At 70.0% G+C, this 15140-nt stretch carries 17 protein-coding genes; 3 read left to right on the top strand and 14 right to left on the bottom strand.

What is annotated here, in order from left to right; all coding sequences use genetic code 11:
• Positions 1–22: 22 nt before the first annotated feature.
• Positions 23–1285, top strand: coding sequence for a phospholipase D-like domain-containing protein (locus AC3EGR_RS21995; protein WP_488548665.1), 1263 nt, complete (start codon positions 23–25; stop codon positions 1283–1285).
• A 63-nt stretch (positions 1286–1348) separates the two neighbouring features.
• On the opposite strand, the gene AC3EGR_RS21990 is transcribed toward AC3EGR_RS21995, so the two are convergent.
• From AC3EGR_RS21990 to AC3EGR_RS21980, 3 genes are all read right to left on the bottom strand, one after another.
• Entirely contained in the window at positions 1349–2164 is an 816-nt protein-coding gene (locus AC3EGR_RS21990) for a caspase family protein (protein ID WP_488548664.1), read from the bottom strand.
• Positions 2165–2274: 110 nt separating this feature from the next.
• Complete coding sequence (locus AC3EGR_RS21985) at positions 2275–2925, bottom strand: cupredoxin domain-containing protein (RefSeq protein WP_488548663.1); 651 nt, start codon at positions 2923–2925, stop codon at positions 2275–2277.
• A 10-nt stretch (positions 2926–2935) separates the two neighbouring features.
• Entirely contained in the window at positions 2936–3310 is a 375-nt protein-coding gene (locus AC3EGR_RS21980; RefSeq protein WP_488548662.1) for a COG4315 family predicted lipoprotein, read from the bottom strand.
• A gap of 138 nt (positions 3311–3448) precedes the next feature.
• Here AC3EGR_RS21980 and AC3EGR_RS21975 point away from each other — a divergent pair, with 138 nt between their 5' ends.
• The gene (locus AC3EGR_RS21975; protein WP_488548661.1) at positions 3449–4312 is read left to right on the top strand and encodes an alpha/beta fold hydrolase; all 864 of its coding nucleotides are present in this window, start codon (positions 3449–3451) and stop codon (positions 4310–4312) included.
• Between the two features lie 27 nt (positions 4313–4339).
• On the opposite strand, the gene AC3EGR_RS21970 is transcribed toward AC3EGR_RS21975, so the two are convergent.
• From AC3EGR_RS21970 to AC3EGR_RS21930, 9 genes are all read right to left on the bottom strand, one after another.
• A complete protein-coding gene (locus AC3EGR_RS21970) occupies positions 4340–4921 on the bottom strand; it encodes an NYN domain-containing protein (protein WP_488548660.1) in 582 nt (193 codons plus the stop codon).
• Between the two features lie 45 nt (positions 4922–4966).
• Positions 4967–5566, bottom strand: coding sequence for a DedA family protein (locus tag AC3EGR_RS21965; RefSeq protein WP_488548659.1), 600 nt, complete (start codon positions 5564–5566; stop codon positions 4967–4969).
• Between the two features lie 31 nt (positions 5567–5597).
• Positions 5598–6785 (bottom strand): aminotransferase-like domain-containing protein, encoded by a 1188-nt coding sequence (locus AC3EGR_RS21960; protein WP_488548658.1) that lies wholly within the window; start codon positions 6783–6785, stop codon positions 5598–5600.
• A gap of 133 nt (positions 6786–6918) precedes the next feature.
• Positions 6919–7524 (bottom strand): hypothetical protein, encoded by a 606-nt coding sequence (locus AC3EGR_RS21955; RefSeq protein WP_488548657.1) that lies wholly within the window; start codon positions 7522–7524, stop codon positions 6919–6921.
• A 15-nt stretch (positions 7525–7539) separates the two neighbouring features.
• Complete coding sequence (locus AC3EGR_RS21950; RefSeq protein ID WP_488548656.1) at positions 7540–8163, bottom strand: hypothetical protein; 624 nt, start codon at positions 8161–8163, stop codon at positions 7540–7542.
• Between the two features lie 157 nt (positions 8164–8320).
• Complete coding sequence (locus AC3EGR_RS21945; protein WP_488548655.1) at positions 8321–9550, bottom strand: ROK family protein; 1230 nt, start codon at positions 9548–9550, stop codon at positions 8321–8323.
• Positions 9547–10332 carry an ATP-binding cassette domain-containing protein gene (locus tag AC3EGR_RS21940; RefSeq protein WP_488548654.1) on the bottom strand — a complete coding sequence of 262 codons (786 nt, stop codon included), beginning with the start codon at positions 10330–10332 and terminating at the stop codon, positions 9547–9549. The genes AC3EGR_RS21945 and AC3EGR_RS21940 overlap by 4 nt, the downstream gene beginning before the upstream one ends.
• Positions 10332–11369, bottom strand: a complete 1038-nt coding sequence (locus AC3EGR_RS21935; RefSeq protein WP_488548653.1) for an ABC transporter permease — start codon at positions 11367–11369, stop codon at positions 10332–10334. Before AC3EGR_RS21935 ends, AC3EGR_RS21940 begins: the two co-directional genes overlap by 1 nt.
• A 5-nt stretch (positions 11370–11374) precedes the next feature.
• Positions 11375–12361 (bottom strand): substrate-binding domain-containing protein, encoded by a 987-nt coding sequence (locus AC3EGR_RS21930; RefSeq protein WP_488548652.1) that lies wholly within the window; start codon positions 12359–12361, stop codon positions 11375–11377.
• Positions 12362–12462: 101 nt separating this feature from the next.
• Here AC3EGR_RS21930 and AC3EGR_RS21925 point away from each other — a divergent pair, with 101 nt between their 5' ends.
• The gene (locus AC3EGR_RS21925) at positions 12463–13386 is read left to right on the top strand and encodes a carbohydrate kinase family protein (protein ID WP_488548651.1); all 924 of its coding nucleotides are present in this window, start codon (positions 12463–12465) and stop codon (positions 13384–13386) included.
• A gap of 27 nt (positions 13387–13413) precedes the next feature.
• Here AC3EGR_RS21925 and AC3EGR_RS21920 read toward each other — a convergent pair whose 3' ends face one another.
• Both AC3EGR_RS21920 and AC3EGR_RS21915 read right to left on the bottom strand, forming a co-directional pair.
• Positions 13414–14361 carry a dioxygenase family protein gene (locus AC3EGR_RS21920; protein ID WP_488548650.1) on the bottom strand — a complete coding sequence of 316 codons (948 nt, stop codon included), beginning with the start codon at positions 14359–14361 and terminating at the stop codon, positions 13414–13416.
• Between the two features lie 11 nt (positions 14362–14372).
• A complete protein-coding gene (locus AC3EGR_RS21915) occupies positions 14373–15032 on the bottom strand; it encodes an ankyrin repeat domain-containing protein (protein WP_488548649.1) in 660 nt (219 codons plus the stop codon).
• Between the last annotated feature and the right edge of the window lie 108 nt (positions 15033–15140).

Raw genomic sequence — 15140 nt, 5'->3', positions numbered from 1 at the left:
CATCGTGGGGGAGATCCAAGGCATGGAATCGCAGTTCTGGTTGTGGCTTTCGCTCGCGCTGATCGCCGCGCTGATCTGGGTGATCTACTCGATCCGCTGGCACCGCAGCCCCGTCCTGTCGGTGAGCAGCGATTCGAGCATCGACAAGCTGATGCCCTCGCTCTCGGGCCTGACCCTGAGCACCGCGGTGGAGGGCAACGCGGTGCAGATCGTCGAGAACGGCGCCTTCTTCGACCTGCTCACCGAGCGCATCCGCGCGGCGCAGAAGTCGGTGCACTTCGAGACCTTCCTGTGGAAGCCGGGCAAGCTGGCGGACCGCATGGCCGAAGCCTTCATGGACCGCGCCCGGGCCGGCGTGCCGGTGCGCATCCTGCTCGATGCGCAGGGCAGCAAGACCATCGAGAAGGAGCAGGTGGAATTCCTGCGCGAGGCCGGCTGCCAGGTGAAGTTCTTCCACAAGCGCTCGCTCTACACGATCGGCGTGCTCAACGACCGCGACCACCGCAAGCTCTGCATCGTCGACGGCAAGGAGGCTTTCGTCGGCGGCCACTGCATCACCGACGACTGGCTGGGCAACGCGGAGGACGGCCAGCACACCTCGGACGTGAGCGTGTGGCTGCGCGGGCCCATCGCGCACAGCATCCAGGGCGCGTTCAGCGAGAACTGGGCCGGCGAGACCGGCGAGCTGTTCGTCGGGGATGCCTTCTTCCCGGTGCTGGAGAAGGTGGGCGACGTCTCCATCCACGCCGCGTTCGCGAAACCGGAGAACTCCGCGCCCGCGGTGAAGATCCTGCACCACACGGCGCTGTGCCTCGCGCGCAAGAAGATCTGGATCCAGAACCCTTACTTCATCCCCAAGCACGAGGCGATCGTCGCCTTCGGCGCGGCGGTCAAGCGCGGGGTGGACGTGCGCGTGCTCATGCCCGCGGCCAGCGGATCGGATTCACCCACGGTGCAGCACGCGGGGCACCGCCACTTCGAGGAAATGCTCAAGCTGGGCGTGCGCCTGTTCGAGTACCCGCACACGCTGCTGCACCAGAAGATCATGACCATCGACGGCTGCTGGAGCGCCGTGGGCTCCACCAACTTCGACGACCGCTCCTTCGACACCAACGACGAGATCACCCTGGGCATCCTGGACAAGGACGTGGCGGCGCAGTTCGACGCGATCTTCGAGAAGTACGTGGCCCGCGCCCGCGAGATCAAGCTGGAGGAGTGGCGCAAGCGCGGCTGGCTGCACAAGCTGCACGACAACGCGGCCTACCTGCTGAACGACATCCTGTGAAGAAACAGGGCGCGGCAACCCCTCGCCGCGCCCTGCCCGTCCCGCCTCAAATGTCGTCGCGGACTACTTCGTCACGAAAGGCCGCATCCGCTCGAAGGACCGGTCGACCGTCCCGGCCAGGAAGTACTGCGGGCTCTGCGAGCCGCCCATGGCGGCCGACACCTGCTCCTGGAAGTGGCGGTGCGTGCCGCGGAAGCCGCCCTTGTCCCAGCACTTGAGCACCTGCGTGGTGAAGGCGCCGTTCACCGCGCCGTCGTAGGAGACCTGGTCGTCGCGGCAGCCGGAAATGAGGATGATGCTTGCGGCCACCCTCGCCTTCTCCGCCGGGCCGGCAAGCTGCTGGATCGAGTCGTACAGGGGCTTGCGCGCTTCGTAGATGGCCTGCGATTTCGCCAGCGGCAGCCACTTGGGACGCATCTCCCCGCGCGCGTCGGTCGGGCGCGGGCGGATGCGGTCGCGCGTCACCGAGCCGCTGTGGCAGCTGTCGGAGAGCACGAAGATGCGCGCACCCGGCGCGAAGCGGCCGAACATCGCGTACAGCTCGTCGTCGAGCAGCATGCGGTCGTGCAGGCACCAGGTCTCGTCGAAGGTGTCCGGCTCGTCGCCGTTGGTGTCCGGCACCTGGCCGCCATGGCCCGAATAGGTGAGGAAGAAGTGCTCGCCGGCACGCACCGAGGCGGCCGCCTGCGCGAGCTCCTTGAGCACATGGGCGGAGGTCGCCTGCTCGCGCCGCAGGTGCCGCGCCTCGTAGCCCTGCGCCTTGGCGATGGCGAGCATGTCCTCCGCATCGCGCTCGCAGGCAGCGAGCTGGCCGTCCCAGCCGTCGTAGCCGGCCGGGTCGACGAAGTTGAGGCCGATGTGGAGCGAGCGATGGGCCATGGTGCGCCTCCTGGAGTGGATGGTGCCGCGCGGGCACGGGTAGCCACTCTAGGAGTTTCAACCCGCAGCCGGCATCTGTCCAATGGAGGAGACCGACAGCCGCGCTGCGGTCACGGGGCCCTGCGGCGGCGGGGCACGACCTGCAGCTGCATCGTCGCGTTCGCCGGCGCACTCGTGAGCGTGAGCTGCTGCGCGGGCAGCTCGACCAGCTGGTCGGCCTGCCACGCGCGGATGCGCACGGGCCCGTCGGGCACCGCCTCGAAGCTCGCATCGCCCTGCTCGCCGGTCAACGCGGCCCAGGGCGTGTCGCTCACGAACACGTGCGCCTTCATCGACGCATGCAGGTGGCAGCCCAGGAGCACCGGCCCGGCCTTGTCGAACTTCGCGTCGACGGCGTGCGCGGCCTTTCCCGGCGCCTTGCCGTCCAGGCGCAGCTCGAAGCCGCCGCTGCCGGCCGTGTCGAAGTTGTGGCTGCCGGCGGCGCTGGCGCGCACGTGGTGCTCCCAGGCGTCGTTGTTGACGAAGGTCGCCTGGGCGCCCACGCCCACCAGGGACACGGCGGGCACGAAGCGCATCTTCTCCTGCGAGATGGTGACCCTGGCGGGCAGCGGCTTCGGGGTGCCGGGCGCGGCCGGCGCCAGCACCACGACCGCATCCGGCACGGGCTTGCCCTCCTTGTCGAGGACGGTGACCTTGAGCGTGCCGGCCTGGGCCGACAGCGCCAGTGCGCCCAGGAGGAGCGCGTACAGCGGGCGGGTCATGGCGGCTCCTTCAGCGGACGATGTGCCAGACCTTGTTGTAGTTGTCGCCGTACTTGTCGCCCGGCTCCTGGTCCTCGGGCCAGGTGTACAGCGGCCATCCCTTGTAGGCCCACTGGCGGGTGCCGTCGTTGCGCACCACGATCGTGTAATCGCCACGCGGCTGGGCCGATGCGGCGGCCATGTGCGGCGGCCACTTCACGGCGCAGTCGCCATTGCAGTTGGACTTGCCGTTGCCCCGCACGTCGCGGTCGAACGAGTAGAGCGTCAGGCCCTTGGCGTTGACCAGCATGCCGTCCTTCATGACGGCGGGTTCGCCGCCGGACAGCGAGGCACAGGCCGCAAGCAGGGACAGCGGCAGCAGCGCCGCCAGCAGCAGTTTCTTCATGGTCGTTTTCCTCCGTCGTCAGGCCGCGGAATGCGCCTGCTCTGCCATGAACGCTCGCTGGCAGAACGGTATTCCGTGCGCGCCGTGAACGAGTTGGCACAAAGGCAGTCCGCGCGTGCATGCGGCGACAATGCGGGCATGACCGGCTCGCCGCAACTTCCTCCCCTGGCCACCGACCTTCCGCCCGAAGCCCTGCGCGTGCTCGCGCCGGCGCGCCGCATCACGACACCTTGCGGCGACGGCGAGATGGTGTGGCACGCGTGGGGCGAGGACAGCAACGAAGCTTTGGTGTTACTGCATGGCGGCAGCGGCAGCTGGACGCACTGGATCCGCAACGTGCAGGCGCTGGCTGCATGCGGACGCCGCGTGGTGGTGCCGGACCTGCCCGGCTTCGGCGATTCCGCGCGGCCGCCGGGTGGGCAGGACGCGGATGCGGTGGCTGTCGCCCTGGCCGAAGCCCTGCCCGCGGTCGTGGGGGATGCGCCCGTGGATGTCGTGGGCTTTTCGTTCGGCGGCCTGTGCGGCGGCTTGATGGCGGCGTCGCATCCGCAGCGCGTCAAGCGGCTGGTGATCGTGGGCGCGCCCGGGCTCGGGTTGCGGGACCGCCGCTTGCCGCTGATGTCCTGGCGCGATGCGCCCACCGAGGAAGGCAAGCTCGCGGCGCACCGCAACAACCTCGGCGTGCTGATGCTGCATCCGGAGAACGTCGACGAACTCGCGCTCGCCCTGCAAGCGGCCAACGTGCCGCGCGACCGCATGCACCGGCGCCGCCTGGCGCTCACCGACATCCTGGCGCGCACGCTGCCCACGCTGACCTGCCGCGTCGATGCGATCTATGGCGAGCACGACGCGCTGTACCGCGACCTCCTGCCCGCGCTGCGCGAGAAGATCGCGCAGACGCCTTATCTCGGCGAGCTGGTGATGATGCCCGGAGCGGCGCACTGGCTGCAGTACGAGCACGCCGGGGACTTCCAGCGCGAGTTGCTGCGGCTGCTGTCGTGAGCCCGCCGCGGCCGCGGCGCGTTCACCTCAATCGCGCTGCGGAGCGTTGTCCTTCGCTTCAGGGGATGCCGCCGATTGCTCCTGCGGCACTTCCACGAAACTCTCGTAGTAGCGGAAGTCGTCGCAGCTCCCGGCCCAGTAGCGGTTGGTGGACCGGCGCGTTCCCACGCCGACCAAGGTGCGGCCCGCGGCCTTGATCTTGTGCGACACCGGCATGAAGTCGCTGTCGCCGCCGACGATGACGACGGTGCCCACATGCGGGAAGCGAGCGACGTCCTCCATCGCGTCCAGGCACAGGCGAATGTCGGCACCGTTCTTGGCCGCGGCACCCGGCGGGAAAAGCTGCACCAGGTCCACCGCGTTGTGCATCAGCGCCTCGCGGTAGCGTCCGAAGAACTGCCAGTTGCAATAGGCCCGGTTGATGGCAACGCGTCCGAAGGAAGCGGCGAGCTCCACCACGGCCTGGACGTCCACCAGCGGCTCCTGGAGCTTGAAACGGTTCTCGCGTCCGTAGGAGCCGGGCTCCTTCTCCTCGCACAGGCTTGCGTGCAGGTTCTCGAAGTCCCAATACAGGGCGACGGATCGCCCTTCGTCAATGCTGCTGGACATGCGACATGGTAGCCCCGCCACGCACGGCCGTGCCTTGCGGCCGGCTCAGCGCCGCCGCGTGCGCCACAGGAGCAGGAACAGCGCCACCACCAGCGTGGCGGTGAGCACGTCGTCCACGCGGTCGAAGCGCGCGCTCAGCGCCGACCAGTGCCATCCGAGCGAACGCGCACCGAAGGTGAACAGGCTCGCCTGCAGCAGCGCGGCGACGCCGTCTGCCGCGAGGAAGTGGCGATACGGCATGCGCAGGCTGCCGGCGGCGAAGAACAACGTCGAGCGCTGCCCCGGCAGGAAGCGCGTGATGAACGAGAACGGCAGGGCCCAGCGCCGCGCGGCGGCTTCCATGCCGGGCAGCTTCTCCGGCGGCACGAAGTGGGCCGCCCACGGCCGGCGCACCCAGCGCGCGCCGTAGTGGTGGCCGACCCAGAACGTGAACAGGTCGCCGGCCAGCAGCCCCGCCGCCGCCACGACCACCACGGGCACGGGCTGCATCGCGCCGCTCAGGGTGAAGCCGCCGGCGGCCAGCAGCAGCATGTCCTGCGACACGGGGGCGCCCATGCCGCACAAGGCCATCAGCAGGAACAGCCAGCTGTACGCCTGCGTGCCGTGCAGGGCCGAAAAGTAGCCGATGACGAGTTCGAGGAACAAGGGCGTCGCGAGGTAATCGCCCGCGCGGGGATCAGAGCGCCTTGGCCAGCCGCGCGATCCCGTCGCGGATCTTCGCCACGTCCGCCGTCGCGAAACTCAGGCGCAGGGTCGCCACATCCGGATCCTTCGCGAAGAACGGCGCCCCGGGCACGAAAGCCACGTTCTGCTCGATCGCACGCTTGGCGAACTCGCCGGCGTTGGCGCCCTGGCCCGTCAGACGCGCCCAGAAGAACAAGCCACCTTGCGGCGCGGTGAACTCGATCGCGTTCCCCAGTTCCTTCTTCAGCGATTCGGCCATCACGCTCGCGCGCTCGCCGTACTTCTGGCGCACGTTGCGCAGCGTGTCGGGCATGCGCCCGGATTTCAGGTACTGCGCAGCGGTCGCCTGCGCGAACGTGCTGGTGTGGGCGTCGCTGAACTGCTTGCACATCGTCGCCTTGGCCAGCAGCTCCGGTTGCGCAATCAGCCAGCCCACCCGCAGGCCGGGGCTCAGCACCTTGGACATGCTGCCGCAATGCGCGACCCATTCGCGGCTGCCGGGGACTTCCTTCGTGAGCGCCAGGATGCTCGGGGGCGGCGGCTCGCCGAAGTACAGGTCGCCGTACGGGTCGTCCTCGACGATGAGGACCTGGTACTTCACCGCGAGCTCCAGCACCTTGCGCCGGCGCTCCAGCGACAGCAGCGCGCCGCTCGGGTTGCCGAAGGTGGGGATCAGGTAGACGAACTTCGGCTTGTGCTGCTGGATCGTCGCCTCCAGCTTGTCCACCTGCACGCCGTGCGCGTCGATGGGGGCGCTCTGCACGTCGGCGCCATAGAGGCGGAAGCACTGGATGGTGGCCAGGAAGGTCGGGCCTTCGACGATCACCTTGTCGCCGGGATTGATCATCGTCTTGCCCAGGAGGTCCAGCGCCTGCTGGCTGCCGGTGGTGACGATCAGCTGATGCGGCTCCAGGTCCGTCACGCCCTTGTTGCGCTCGAAGGCGGCGAGCTGGGTGCGCAGGGGCTCGTAGCCTTCGGTGGCGCCGTATTGCAGCGCGCCGCCCGGCTCCTCGGCCAGTGCCCGCTGCGAGGCTTCGCGCAGGCCCTCGACGTCGAACATCGCGCTGTCCGGAAATCCGCCGGCGAAGCTGATGATGCCGGGCTTGCCCAGGAGCTTGAACAGCTCGCGGATGGCGGAGGTTTCGACGTTGTTCAGGCGGTCTGCGAATTGGAGCGGCATGGGGCGTCTCGGGTTGCGAGGGCGTATTGTCGCCCGAGCGCGGAGGGGACACGCCGGCCCATGAAAAAGGGCGGCGGCGTGGGCCGCGCCCTGGGGAGATTGCGGGACCAGCCCGCAAATGACACGCGCCGGCTCAGCGCGGCTTGTCTTCGCGGCCTGCCGCGATGTCGGGCGAGGCGATCGGCTTGTCGTCGTCGACCACTTCCAGCGTGCGCTGCTCGCCCCAGCCTTGCGAGGCGATGGCGCGCTCGGGCTCGCGCTCGGACGGGAAGAACTCGCCCTCGCGCCCTTTCAGGTCCGCGTCGTTGCTCGCGCCCATGTCCGAGCGTGCCGTGCCAAAGCTGTGCTCGAGGTCGGTGGCGCCCCGGTCCGCGACCACGTCGCGCAGGGGGCGCTCGCCGGCGCGGTGGACCAGGTTCACGTCACGGGCTTCCATGCCGTGCAGCGCGTTCTGCGCCCGTTCGGCATGCGCTTCGTCCTGGTGTTCCACGATCACCACGTACAGGCCCTTGTCCAGCGCGCTGTCGTAGGCCTGCGCATGCTTGCCGGCGCCGAACAGGCGCTCGAAGAAGGAGAACTTGCCGACCACGTCGTGGTCGCGCTGCTCCCGCATGGGCGTGCCGTCCGGATGGCGCTGCTCCATGTGGATGTCGTGGCGGGCGAAGCCGGCCTGGACCAGGCGCTCGACGGCCTGCTCGGCGAGGGTGCGGTCCTCGAAGGTGCAGATGGCGGTGTGCATGGATCTCCCGTGCCGTCAGAGCGGCTTGTCCTTGTCGGAATAACGCAGCCCCGGCGCCTTCTCGGTCTCCGGCTCGCGCAGGTCGGGCCCGGAAGTCGGGCTCGCGCGGTTCGAAGCCATGGCGCGCTGGGCACGCTCGTACTCCATGTTGGGCGACGCGAAGCTGCCGGCGGCCTCGTAGGTGTCGTTGCTGCGGTTCACCGCGGGCGACCCGGACTGGCGCTGGGCCACCACCTCGCGCAGCGGACGCTGCTCGCGGCGTTCGACCAGGTTCAGGTCGCCGGCCTGCATGGTGCGCAGCAGGTCCTGCGCGCGGAGGGCCTCTGCCTCGTCGTGCGCGTCCACGACCACGACGAGGGCACCCCGCTCGACGTGCCGCGAATAGGTGTCGACATGGCCGGCGTGCTCGTCGCGGCCGAACAGGTTGGCGAAGAAATGGCCCAGGCCGGCGAGCCGGCTCGGGTCCATCGCGACCTCACGCTCCATCCCGTCCCAGCGCGTGTTGGCGTCGCGCCCCTCGGTCGCGGCATCCTTGTGCTCGATGTGCAGGTCGTGGCGCGCGAAACCGGCGCGCTCCAGCGCGGCGACGGCGTCCCTGGCCTGCTCGTGCGTGTCGAAGGCGCAGATGGCGGTATGCATAGGGTTCCCCTTTCTGTGGCACTCCACCCTGTTTAGGTCGTCCCGCGGGGAAAAAGTGTCGTCCCGCCGAGGTAGGGCGGGTAGGTGCGGGACTACCTCTTGACCTTGCGCAACCGGCCCAGCCCAGCCGCTACGCGCGGCGGCACGGCCAGGGGCGTCAGCGCTCCAGCTTCAGGAACAGGTCGCGGTCGGGTGCGAAATTCGCATACAGCGGCAGCAGCGCGCCGCCGAGCGCGCGCGCATCGGAGCCTATCGTGCCGGCCCGCAGCGCCGGCCGCGCCACGCCTTCCCAGTTGTACGCGGCGAGCCCCTCTTCCACCCGCTCCAGCAGCGCCGCCAGCAAGGGGCGGCCGAAGGAGCCGTCGAGGATCACGCCGTCCAGGTCGAGCAGGCAGGCGGCATGGTTCACCGCCAGCGCGATGGCGGGCGCGGCCTGGTCCAGCCAGCGGGCGGTCTGCTGGTCCCAGGGCGACTGCAGCGCGCGCTCGTCCTGCGCCGCGGCGACGTCCAGCTCCGCGTCCCGGTAGAACGCCTCCAGGTTCAGCAGCGACGCGACGCTGAGCATCTGGGCGGGCGGCTTGCGGCTGCCCACCGGCGCGCTGCCGAGGGCGAGCGACCCCACCGCGCCGGCGTTGCCGTGCAGGCCGCCGCGCAGGTGGCTGTCGATCACCAGGCCGCCGCCGATGAGGGTGTCCACGAAGACGTAGAGGAAGCTGCGCACGCTGCGGCCCATGCCGGCCACCAGTTCGGCCACGCAGGCGGCGGCCGTGTCCTTGACGAAGTGCACCGGCAGGCCGGTGGCGCGGCCCACGCGCCCGGACAGGTCCACGTGGTTCCACTTGTCCGCCACCGCCGGGTCCGCGCCCAGCAGTTGCTGCCAGCCTCCCAGCGACAGGGGCGCGGCGATGCCTATGCCTTGCAGGCGGTCGCGGCGCGCGGCCGGCAGCGCGCGCTTGAAGGCCTTGACCGCCTGCACGATCTCGGGCAGCAGCTCGTCGGGGTCGGGGAAGGCATAGCGCAGGCCCGCGCGCTGGCGCACCTCGCCGGCGAAGTCCACCAGCAGCATGTCCATGCTGCGGCGGCCGACCTTGATGCCGATCGAATAGGCCCCGTCCACGTCCAGGGCCAGCGGCACCGAGGGCTGGCCCACCTTGCCGCGCACCGGCGCGCCCTTCAGCAGCAGGCCGTCGTCCAGCAGACGCTTGGTGATCAGGGACACGGTCTGCGCCGTCAGCCGCGTCAGGCGCGCCAGGTCGGCGCCGGCCATGGCGCCGTGCTGGCGGATCGCCTGCAGCACCACCCGTTCGTTGTACTGGCGCACGCCGCCCTGGCTGGAGCCGTGGGGCCGCAGCGGCGGCCCCCCTTCGGCGTCCAGGACGAAGCTCACGCCAGGCACTCCGGCGGAATGTCCTCCGGACGCATGGCGCCCGTCATGACGGCAACGGTGTCGCTCATGCTGATCTTCCTGGGGTCGACGATGGCGGCGCGCTTGCCGAGCCGGGCGATGTGGATGCGGTCGGCGATCTCGAACACGTGCGGCATATTGTGGCTGATCAGGATCACCGGCAGCCCCTTGTCGCGCACGCGCCGGATCAGCTCCAGCACCATGTTGCCTTCCTTCACCCCGAGCGCGGCGGTCGGTTCGTCCATGATCACCACGTGCCGCGCGAAGGCGGCGCTGCGCGCCACCGCCACGCCCTGGCGCTGGCCGCCGGAGAGCGTCTCCACCGCCTGCGCCATGGAGCGGATGCCGATCTTCAGGTCCGCCATCGCGGCGCGCGCCTCTTCCAGCATGCGCTTCTTGTCCAGGATGCGCAGCAGCCGGCCGATGGCGCCGAAGCGCGTGAGCTCGCGGCCGAGGAACAGGTTCTCGGCGATCGTCATGGCGGGCGCGACCGCCAGTTCCTGGTACACGGTCTCGATGCCGGCGCTGCGCGCATCGCTGGGGCTGCGGAAGTGCACGGGCTGGCCGTCCAGGCGGATCTCGCCCGAGTCCGGCACCGTCGCGCCCGACAGCGCCTTGATCAGGCTGGACTTGCCGGCGCCGTTGTCGCCGATCACGGCGAGGATCTCGCCGGGGCGCAGTTCGAAGTCGGCGCCGTCCAGGGCCGTGACCTGCCCGTAGCGCTTGACCAGGTTCTTTGCTTCGAGGACGAGGGGGGTCTTCATCAGCGGCCTCCGCGGCGTGACAGTTGGTCGAAGGCCACCGCGAGGATGACCAGGATGCCGGTGACCAGGACCTGGTAGATCGAGGACACGCCCATGAGCGTGAGGCCGTTGCGGAACACGCCCACGATCATCGCGCCCACCAGCGAACCGAGGATCACGCCGCGGCCGCCGAACAGGCTGGTGCCGCCCAGCACCACTGCCGTGATCGCGTCCAGGTTCTCGGTCTGGCCCGCGTTGGGGTCGCCGACGCCGGTGCGCGCCACGGACAGCAGCGCCGCCAGGCCGTACATCAGACCCGCCAGGATGTAGACGGACATCAGCACGGACTTCACCGGGATGCCGGTCAGGCGCGCCGCCTCGCTGTTGTTGCCTACTGCGTAGATGTGGCGGCCCGGCGCCGTCTCGCGCAGCGCCAGCCAGGCCAGCACGTAGAGGGCCAGCATCATCAGCACGCCGAAGCTCACCTCGGCGCCGCCGATGGCGAAAGTGTTGCCCAGCGCGGTCAGCGTGTCGGGCAGGCCGGTGGTGGTCTGCGAGGACGAATAGATCTGCGTCAGCGCGAAGGCGATGTTCATCGTGCCCAGCGTCACGATGAAGGACGGCAGCTTCACCCGCGTGACCAGCAGGCCGTTGACCAGGCCGAACAGCGTGGTGACGGCCAGCCCGCAGGCGATCGCCGCCGCGGGCGGCAGGCCGGCGTCGACCGCCAGCTTGCTCATGACGATGCCGCCGAGCGCCATCACCATGCCGCAGGACAGGTCGATGCCCGCGGTCAGGATGATCAGGGTCTGGCCGATGGCGAGCAGGCCCACCACCATGACCTGCTGCGCGATCAGGGCGAAGTTCTGCGCGCTCAGGAAGCGCTCCGCCTGCAGCGAGAAGAACAGGCAGGCGGCGAGCAGCGCCAGGAAAGGCCCGAGCGCGACGAGCGACGGCAGGTGGAAGTGCCGGGGCTCGCGGGCGAGCGCCGGCGGCGCTTCGGCGGTGGCGGCGGGCGCCAGCGGCGCCTGGTCCTGCGGCAGGGCGTGCGTGTCCATGGCGCTCACTTGCCCCAGCACAGTTCCAGGCCCTTCTTCGGGTCGGTGCTGTCCACGCCCTGCAGCGGCTTGGCGGCGATCAGCGTCACGCCGGTGTCGGTGTAGCCGCTGGCCTTCTTGCCGCCCCTGGCGTAGTCGATGCCGGCCTCCACCCCCATCGCGGCCATCTTCAGCGGGTACTGCTGCGCGGTGGCGGCGATCTGGCCGGCCTGCACGTTGCGCACGCCGGCACAACCCCCATCGACGGAGACGATCATCACGTTCTTCTCCTTGCCGGCCTTCTTCAGTGCCTGGTACGCGCCCGCGGCGGCCGGCTCGTTGATCGTGTAGACCAGGTTGATGTCCGGGTTCTTCTGCAGGCAGTTCTCCATCGCCGTCTGGCCCTTGGCGTGGTCGCCGAAGCTGTCGGCCATGCAGACCACCTCCGGCGCCGTGCCCAGGGTGGTCGCGCTGCGGTCCGGGGCGGTGAGGCCGAAGCCCTTGAGGAAGCCGTTGTGGCGCTGGGCGCCCACCGGGTGGCCGGGGAAGAGGTCGAGCGTGGCGATCTTCACCGGCTTGCCCGCGAAGGCGACCTTGGCGTACTGGCCGATCACCACGCCGGCCTGGTAGTTGTCGGTGGCGAACAGCGCGTCGGTCCCGTCGGCGGGATCGGTCGGGCTGTCGAGTGCGATCACCTGCACGCCCTTGGCGCGCGCCTTGGCGATGGCCGGGAGGATCGCCTTGGCATCGCTGGGCGTGATGAGGATGGTCTTCGCGCCCGCGTTGACCATGTTCTCCATCGCGGTCACCTGCCCCGCGTTGTCGCCGTCGGTCTTGCCCGCGGCGCTCAGCAGCTTGCCGCCCTTGGCGGCGGCGGCCTCCTGCGCCCCTTCCTTCATCTTCACGAAGAAGGGGTTGGTGTCGGTCTTGGTGATCAGGCCGATCACCGGTTGCTGCTGGGCAAACGCACTGCCGGCGACGGTGGCGGCGGCCAGGATGAGGACGGATCGCATGGCTGGTCTCCTGGGGAGGGGTGGGGATTTGCAAACTTTGGCGTGCAAATTCTGGTTGGTGTGTTTTAATAAATCAAGTTGATTGACTAATGGAAAACCCGATGATGCTCGTGCTTGGGGAAGCGCTCCTCGATGTCTTCGCCGGCGCGCGCACGGCCACCGGCGTCACGCTGGACGGGCGCGTGGGCGGCTCGCCTTTCAACGTCGCCGTGGGCCTGGCCCGCCTGCGGCAGGCGGTGGCCTTCGTCGGCTGCATCTCCACCGACGCCTTCGGCGACCGGCTGGTGCAGGCGCTCGCGGCCGAGGACGTGGACCACTCGCTGGTGCAGCGGCACATCTCGCCGACGACGCTGAGCGTGGTCACGGCCGATGCGCAGGGCGTGCCGGGCTACGCGTTCCACGGTGACCAGGGCGCCGACCGGCTGCTGGATCCGCGCCCGCTGGAAGTGCTGCCCCGGGCGGCCCGCGTGCTGCAACTGGGCTCCTACCCGCTCGTGGTGGAGCCGATCGCCAGCACACTCAAGCGCGTGGTGGAACGCGAGCACGGCAGGCGACTCGTCGCCTACGACCCCAACGTGCGCCTGAACGTGGAAGCTTCGGTGCTGCGCTGGCGCGCCGCCGTGGAATGGATGGCGCAGCGCACGCACTTGCTCAAGATCAGCGCCGAAGACGCCGCCCTGCTCTATCCCGACGACGCGCTGCCCGCACTCGCGCAGCGCTGGCTGGCGCAAGGCGTGTCGCTGGTGGTGGTCACCCGCGGGAGCGAAGGCGCGACGGCGTGGACCGCCCGCGCCCAGGCGAGCGCGCCGGCCCAGGCCGTGCAGCTGGTGGACACGGTCGGTGCGGGGGACAGCTTCCAGGCAGCGTTGCTGGCCTGGCTGGCGGAAGAAGACCGGCTGGATCCCCGGGCGATCGCGCAGCTGACGCCGGCGGAATTGTCCGCGGCGCTGCGTTTTGCGGCGCGGGCGGCGGCGATCACGTGTTCACGACGGGGAGCCGATTTGCCGCGCCGGGGCGAGTTGTAGGCGCCTGAATGTCCTGCCGGGTGAGCTTCACTCCCTGCGGTCGATCACGACCCGCACCGGCCGCTCACCTTCCGCCTTGCCCGTGATCGGCGGCTTCGGCAACACCGGGGCACCGGGCTCGATCACGAAGTGGTGGTCCAGCGAATACCACTCGCCGCCCACATCCGCTTGCGGCGCCGGCTCGCTCGCATGGTGCAGCACGTACTGCCCCACCAGCGCCCTGGTCACGCCGAACTGCACGTCCGTCTGCAGGAACGGGTCGTCGCTGGAATACACCTGCGAGAACTGCGCCTTGAAGCCCGGCTTGGTGATCAGGAAATGGATGTGCGCGGGCCGCATGTTGTGCCGCCCCTGCGCCCGCAGCAGCGCGCCCACCGGCCCGCCCACCGGGATCGGGTAACCGGCCGGCTTGACGGTGCGGAACCACACGTGCCCGCCCGCGTCGGTGGTGAAGGTGCCGCGCAGGTTCATGTCGGCCTGGCCCGGGTCCTGGTTCTCGTAGAAGCCTTCGGCACTCGTGTGCCAGACGTCCACCTCCGCATCGGCCACGGGGCGCCCTTGCCCGTCGCGCACCCAGGCGTTCACGAACAGGGGCGCGCCGGCGGTGGGCGAACGCACGATGCTGGCGCCGTTGGCAAGATGCGGCGCACCCTGGCGCCAGAACGGGCCCATCATGTTGGCGGTGGTCTCGCGCCGGCCGTCCTCGCCGTTGTTCAGGAGGCAGACGAGCGCCGACACGCCCAGGGATCCCGCGGCGAGCACCACCTCGTTGTGCGATCCGGTGGTGGCCTGCCCCAGCCTGGCGATCCAGCCGCAGGCCTGGTGGAACTCCGCTTCGGTCAGGCGCGCGTCGCGCACGAAGCCGTGCAGGTGGCGCACGGCCGCCGCGAGGATCTCGCGCAGCCGCGCGTCCGGGGTGCGTTCCACCTCCGACAGCACGGCGGCCGTGACGTCCTGTTCGTTGGCGATGATCATGCGGGCCGCCTTCAGGGCTCGAGCAGCTGTGCCAGCGGCGTGTAGCTCAGCTCGCGCGCGATGTCCGCCGCGGTCTTGCCGCGGTCGTCGCGCAGGCCGCGGTCGGCGCCGCGCTGCAGCAACAGGCGCGCCGTCGGCTCGTGGCCATACCCCGCCGTCCACATCAGGAGGGTGAGGTTGTGGTCCAGGCGCGCGTTGACCGGCGTGCCCGCCCGCAGCAACTGGTCGACGCAGGCGGTGCAGCCGGTGCCGGCGGCGTAGACGGCCGCCGTCTTCTTCACGCGGTCCACCGGGTCGGTCCGGGCGCCGGCGGCGAGCAGCTTGCCCACGATCTCCGGCTTGGCGGCAAAGGCGGCGGACATCAGCGGCGTCACGCCCGCCAGGTTCGCCTGCTGCACGTCCGCCTTGGCGGCCAGCAGCACGTCGACCAGCTCGACATTGCCCTTGGCGGCCGCCATGTTCAGCGGCGAGTCGCCGTTGCGGTCGCGCGAGTTCACCTGCGCGCCGTCGGCCAGCAACTGCTTGACGCGCTGCACCAATCCCGCACGCGCCGCCAGCACCAGCTGGCCGTTGATGTTGATGTTGTCGGCGCCTTGCTGCGCCTGCGTGGCGCATGCGGCGGCGGCCAGGGCGAGGGCCGCCAGCCAGGTGTACGAGGTCCGGACACGCATGAAGTCTCCTTGTGCTGGCTACGCGAAATCATGATACTTGCGTCCACTGTTTTGCGAGCCCGACGCTTGCGCGCCGGACTTCACTCGAATCCACCCGAGGAGAAGCCG

The sequence above is a fragment of the Ramlibacter sp. G4-7 genome (assembly GCF_057784995.1).
Note: the sequence above shows the minus strand (reverse complement) of the source record. Positions and strands in the feature narration are given on the sequence as shown.

Excerpts from the sequence above, each read along its gene's own strand:
- AC3EGR_RS21925 (WP_488548651.1), top strand. The coding sequence starts at position 12,463 with ATGATGCTCGTGCTTGGGGAAGCGCTCCTCGATGTCTTCGCCGGCGCG.
- AC3EGR_RS21975 (WP_488548661.1), top strand. The coding sequence starts at position 3,449 with ATGACCGGCTCGCCGCAACTTCCTCCCCTGGCCACCGACCTTCCGCCC.
- AC3EGR_RS21970 (WP_488548660.1), bottom strand. The coding sequence starts at position 4,921 with ATGTCCAGCAGCATTGACGAAGGGCGATCCGTCGCCCTGTATTGGGAC.
- AC3EGR_RS21915 (WP_488548649.1), bottom strand. The coding sequence starts at position 15,032 with ATGCGTGTCCGGACCTCGTACACCTGGCTGGCGGCCCTCGCCCTGGCC.
- AC3EGR_RS21950 (WP_488548656.1), bottom strand. The coding sequence starts at position 8,163 with ATGCATACCGCCATCTGCGCCTTCGACACGCACGAGCAGGCCAGGGAC.
- AC3EGR_RS21960 (WP_488548658.1), bottom strand. The coding sequence starts at position 6,785 with ATGCCGCTCCAATTCGCAGACCGCCTGAACAACGTCGAAACCTCCGCC.
- AC3EGR_RS21955 (WP_488548657.1), bottom strand. The coding sequence starts at position 7,524 with ATGCACACCGCCATCTGCACCTTCGAGGACCGCACCCTCGCCGAGCAG.
- AC3EGR_RS21940 (WP_488548654.1), bottom strand. The coding sequence starts at position 10,332 with ATGAAGACCCCCCTCGTCCTCGAAGCAAAGAACCTGGTCAAGCGCTAC.
- AC3EGR_RS21980 (WP_488548662.1), bottom strand. The coding sequence starts at position 3,310 with ATGAAGAAACTGCTGCTGGCGGCGCTGCTGCCGCTGTCCCTGCTTGCG.
- AC3EGR_RS21990 (WP_488548664.1), bottom strand. The coding sequence starts at position 2,164 with ATGGCCCATCGCTCGCTCCACATCGGCCTCAACTTCGTCGACCCGGCC.
- AC3EGR_RS21985 (WP_488548663.1), bottom strand. The coding sequence starts at position 2,925 with ATGACCCGCCCGCTGTACGCGCTCCTCCTGGGCGCACTGGCGCTGTCG.
- AC3EGR_RS21920 (WP_488548650.1), bottom strand. The coding sequence starts at position 14,361 with ATGATCATCGCCAACGAACAGGACGTCACGGCCGCCGTGCTGTCGGAG.
- AC3EGR_RS21995 (WP_488548665.1), top strand. The coding sequence starts at position 23 with ATGGAATCGCAGTTCTGGTTGTGGCTTTCGCTCGCGCTGATCGCCGCG.
- AC3EGR_RS21935 (WP_488548653.1), bottom strand. The coding sequence starts at position 11,369 with ATGGACACGCACGCCCTGCCGCAGGACCAGGCGCCGCTGGCGCCCGCC.
- AC3EGR_RS21930 (WP_488548652.1), bottom strand. The coding sequence starts at position 12,361 with ATGCGATCCGTCCTCATCCTGGCCGCCGCCACCGTCGCCGGCAGTGCG.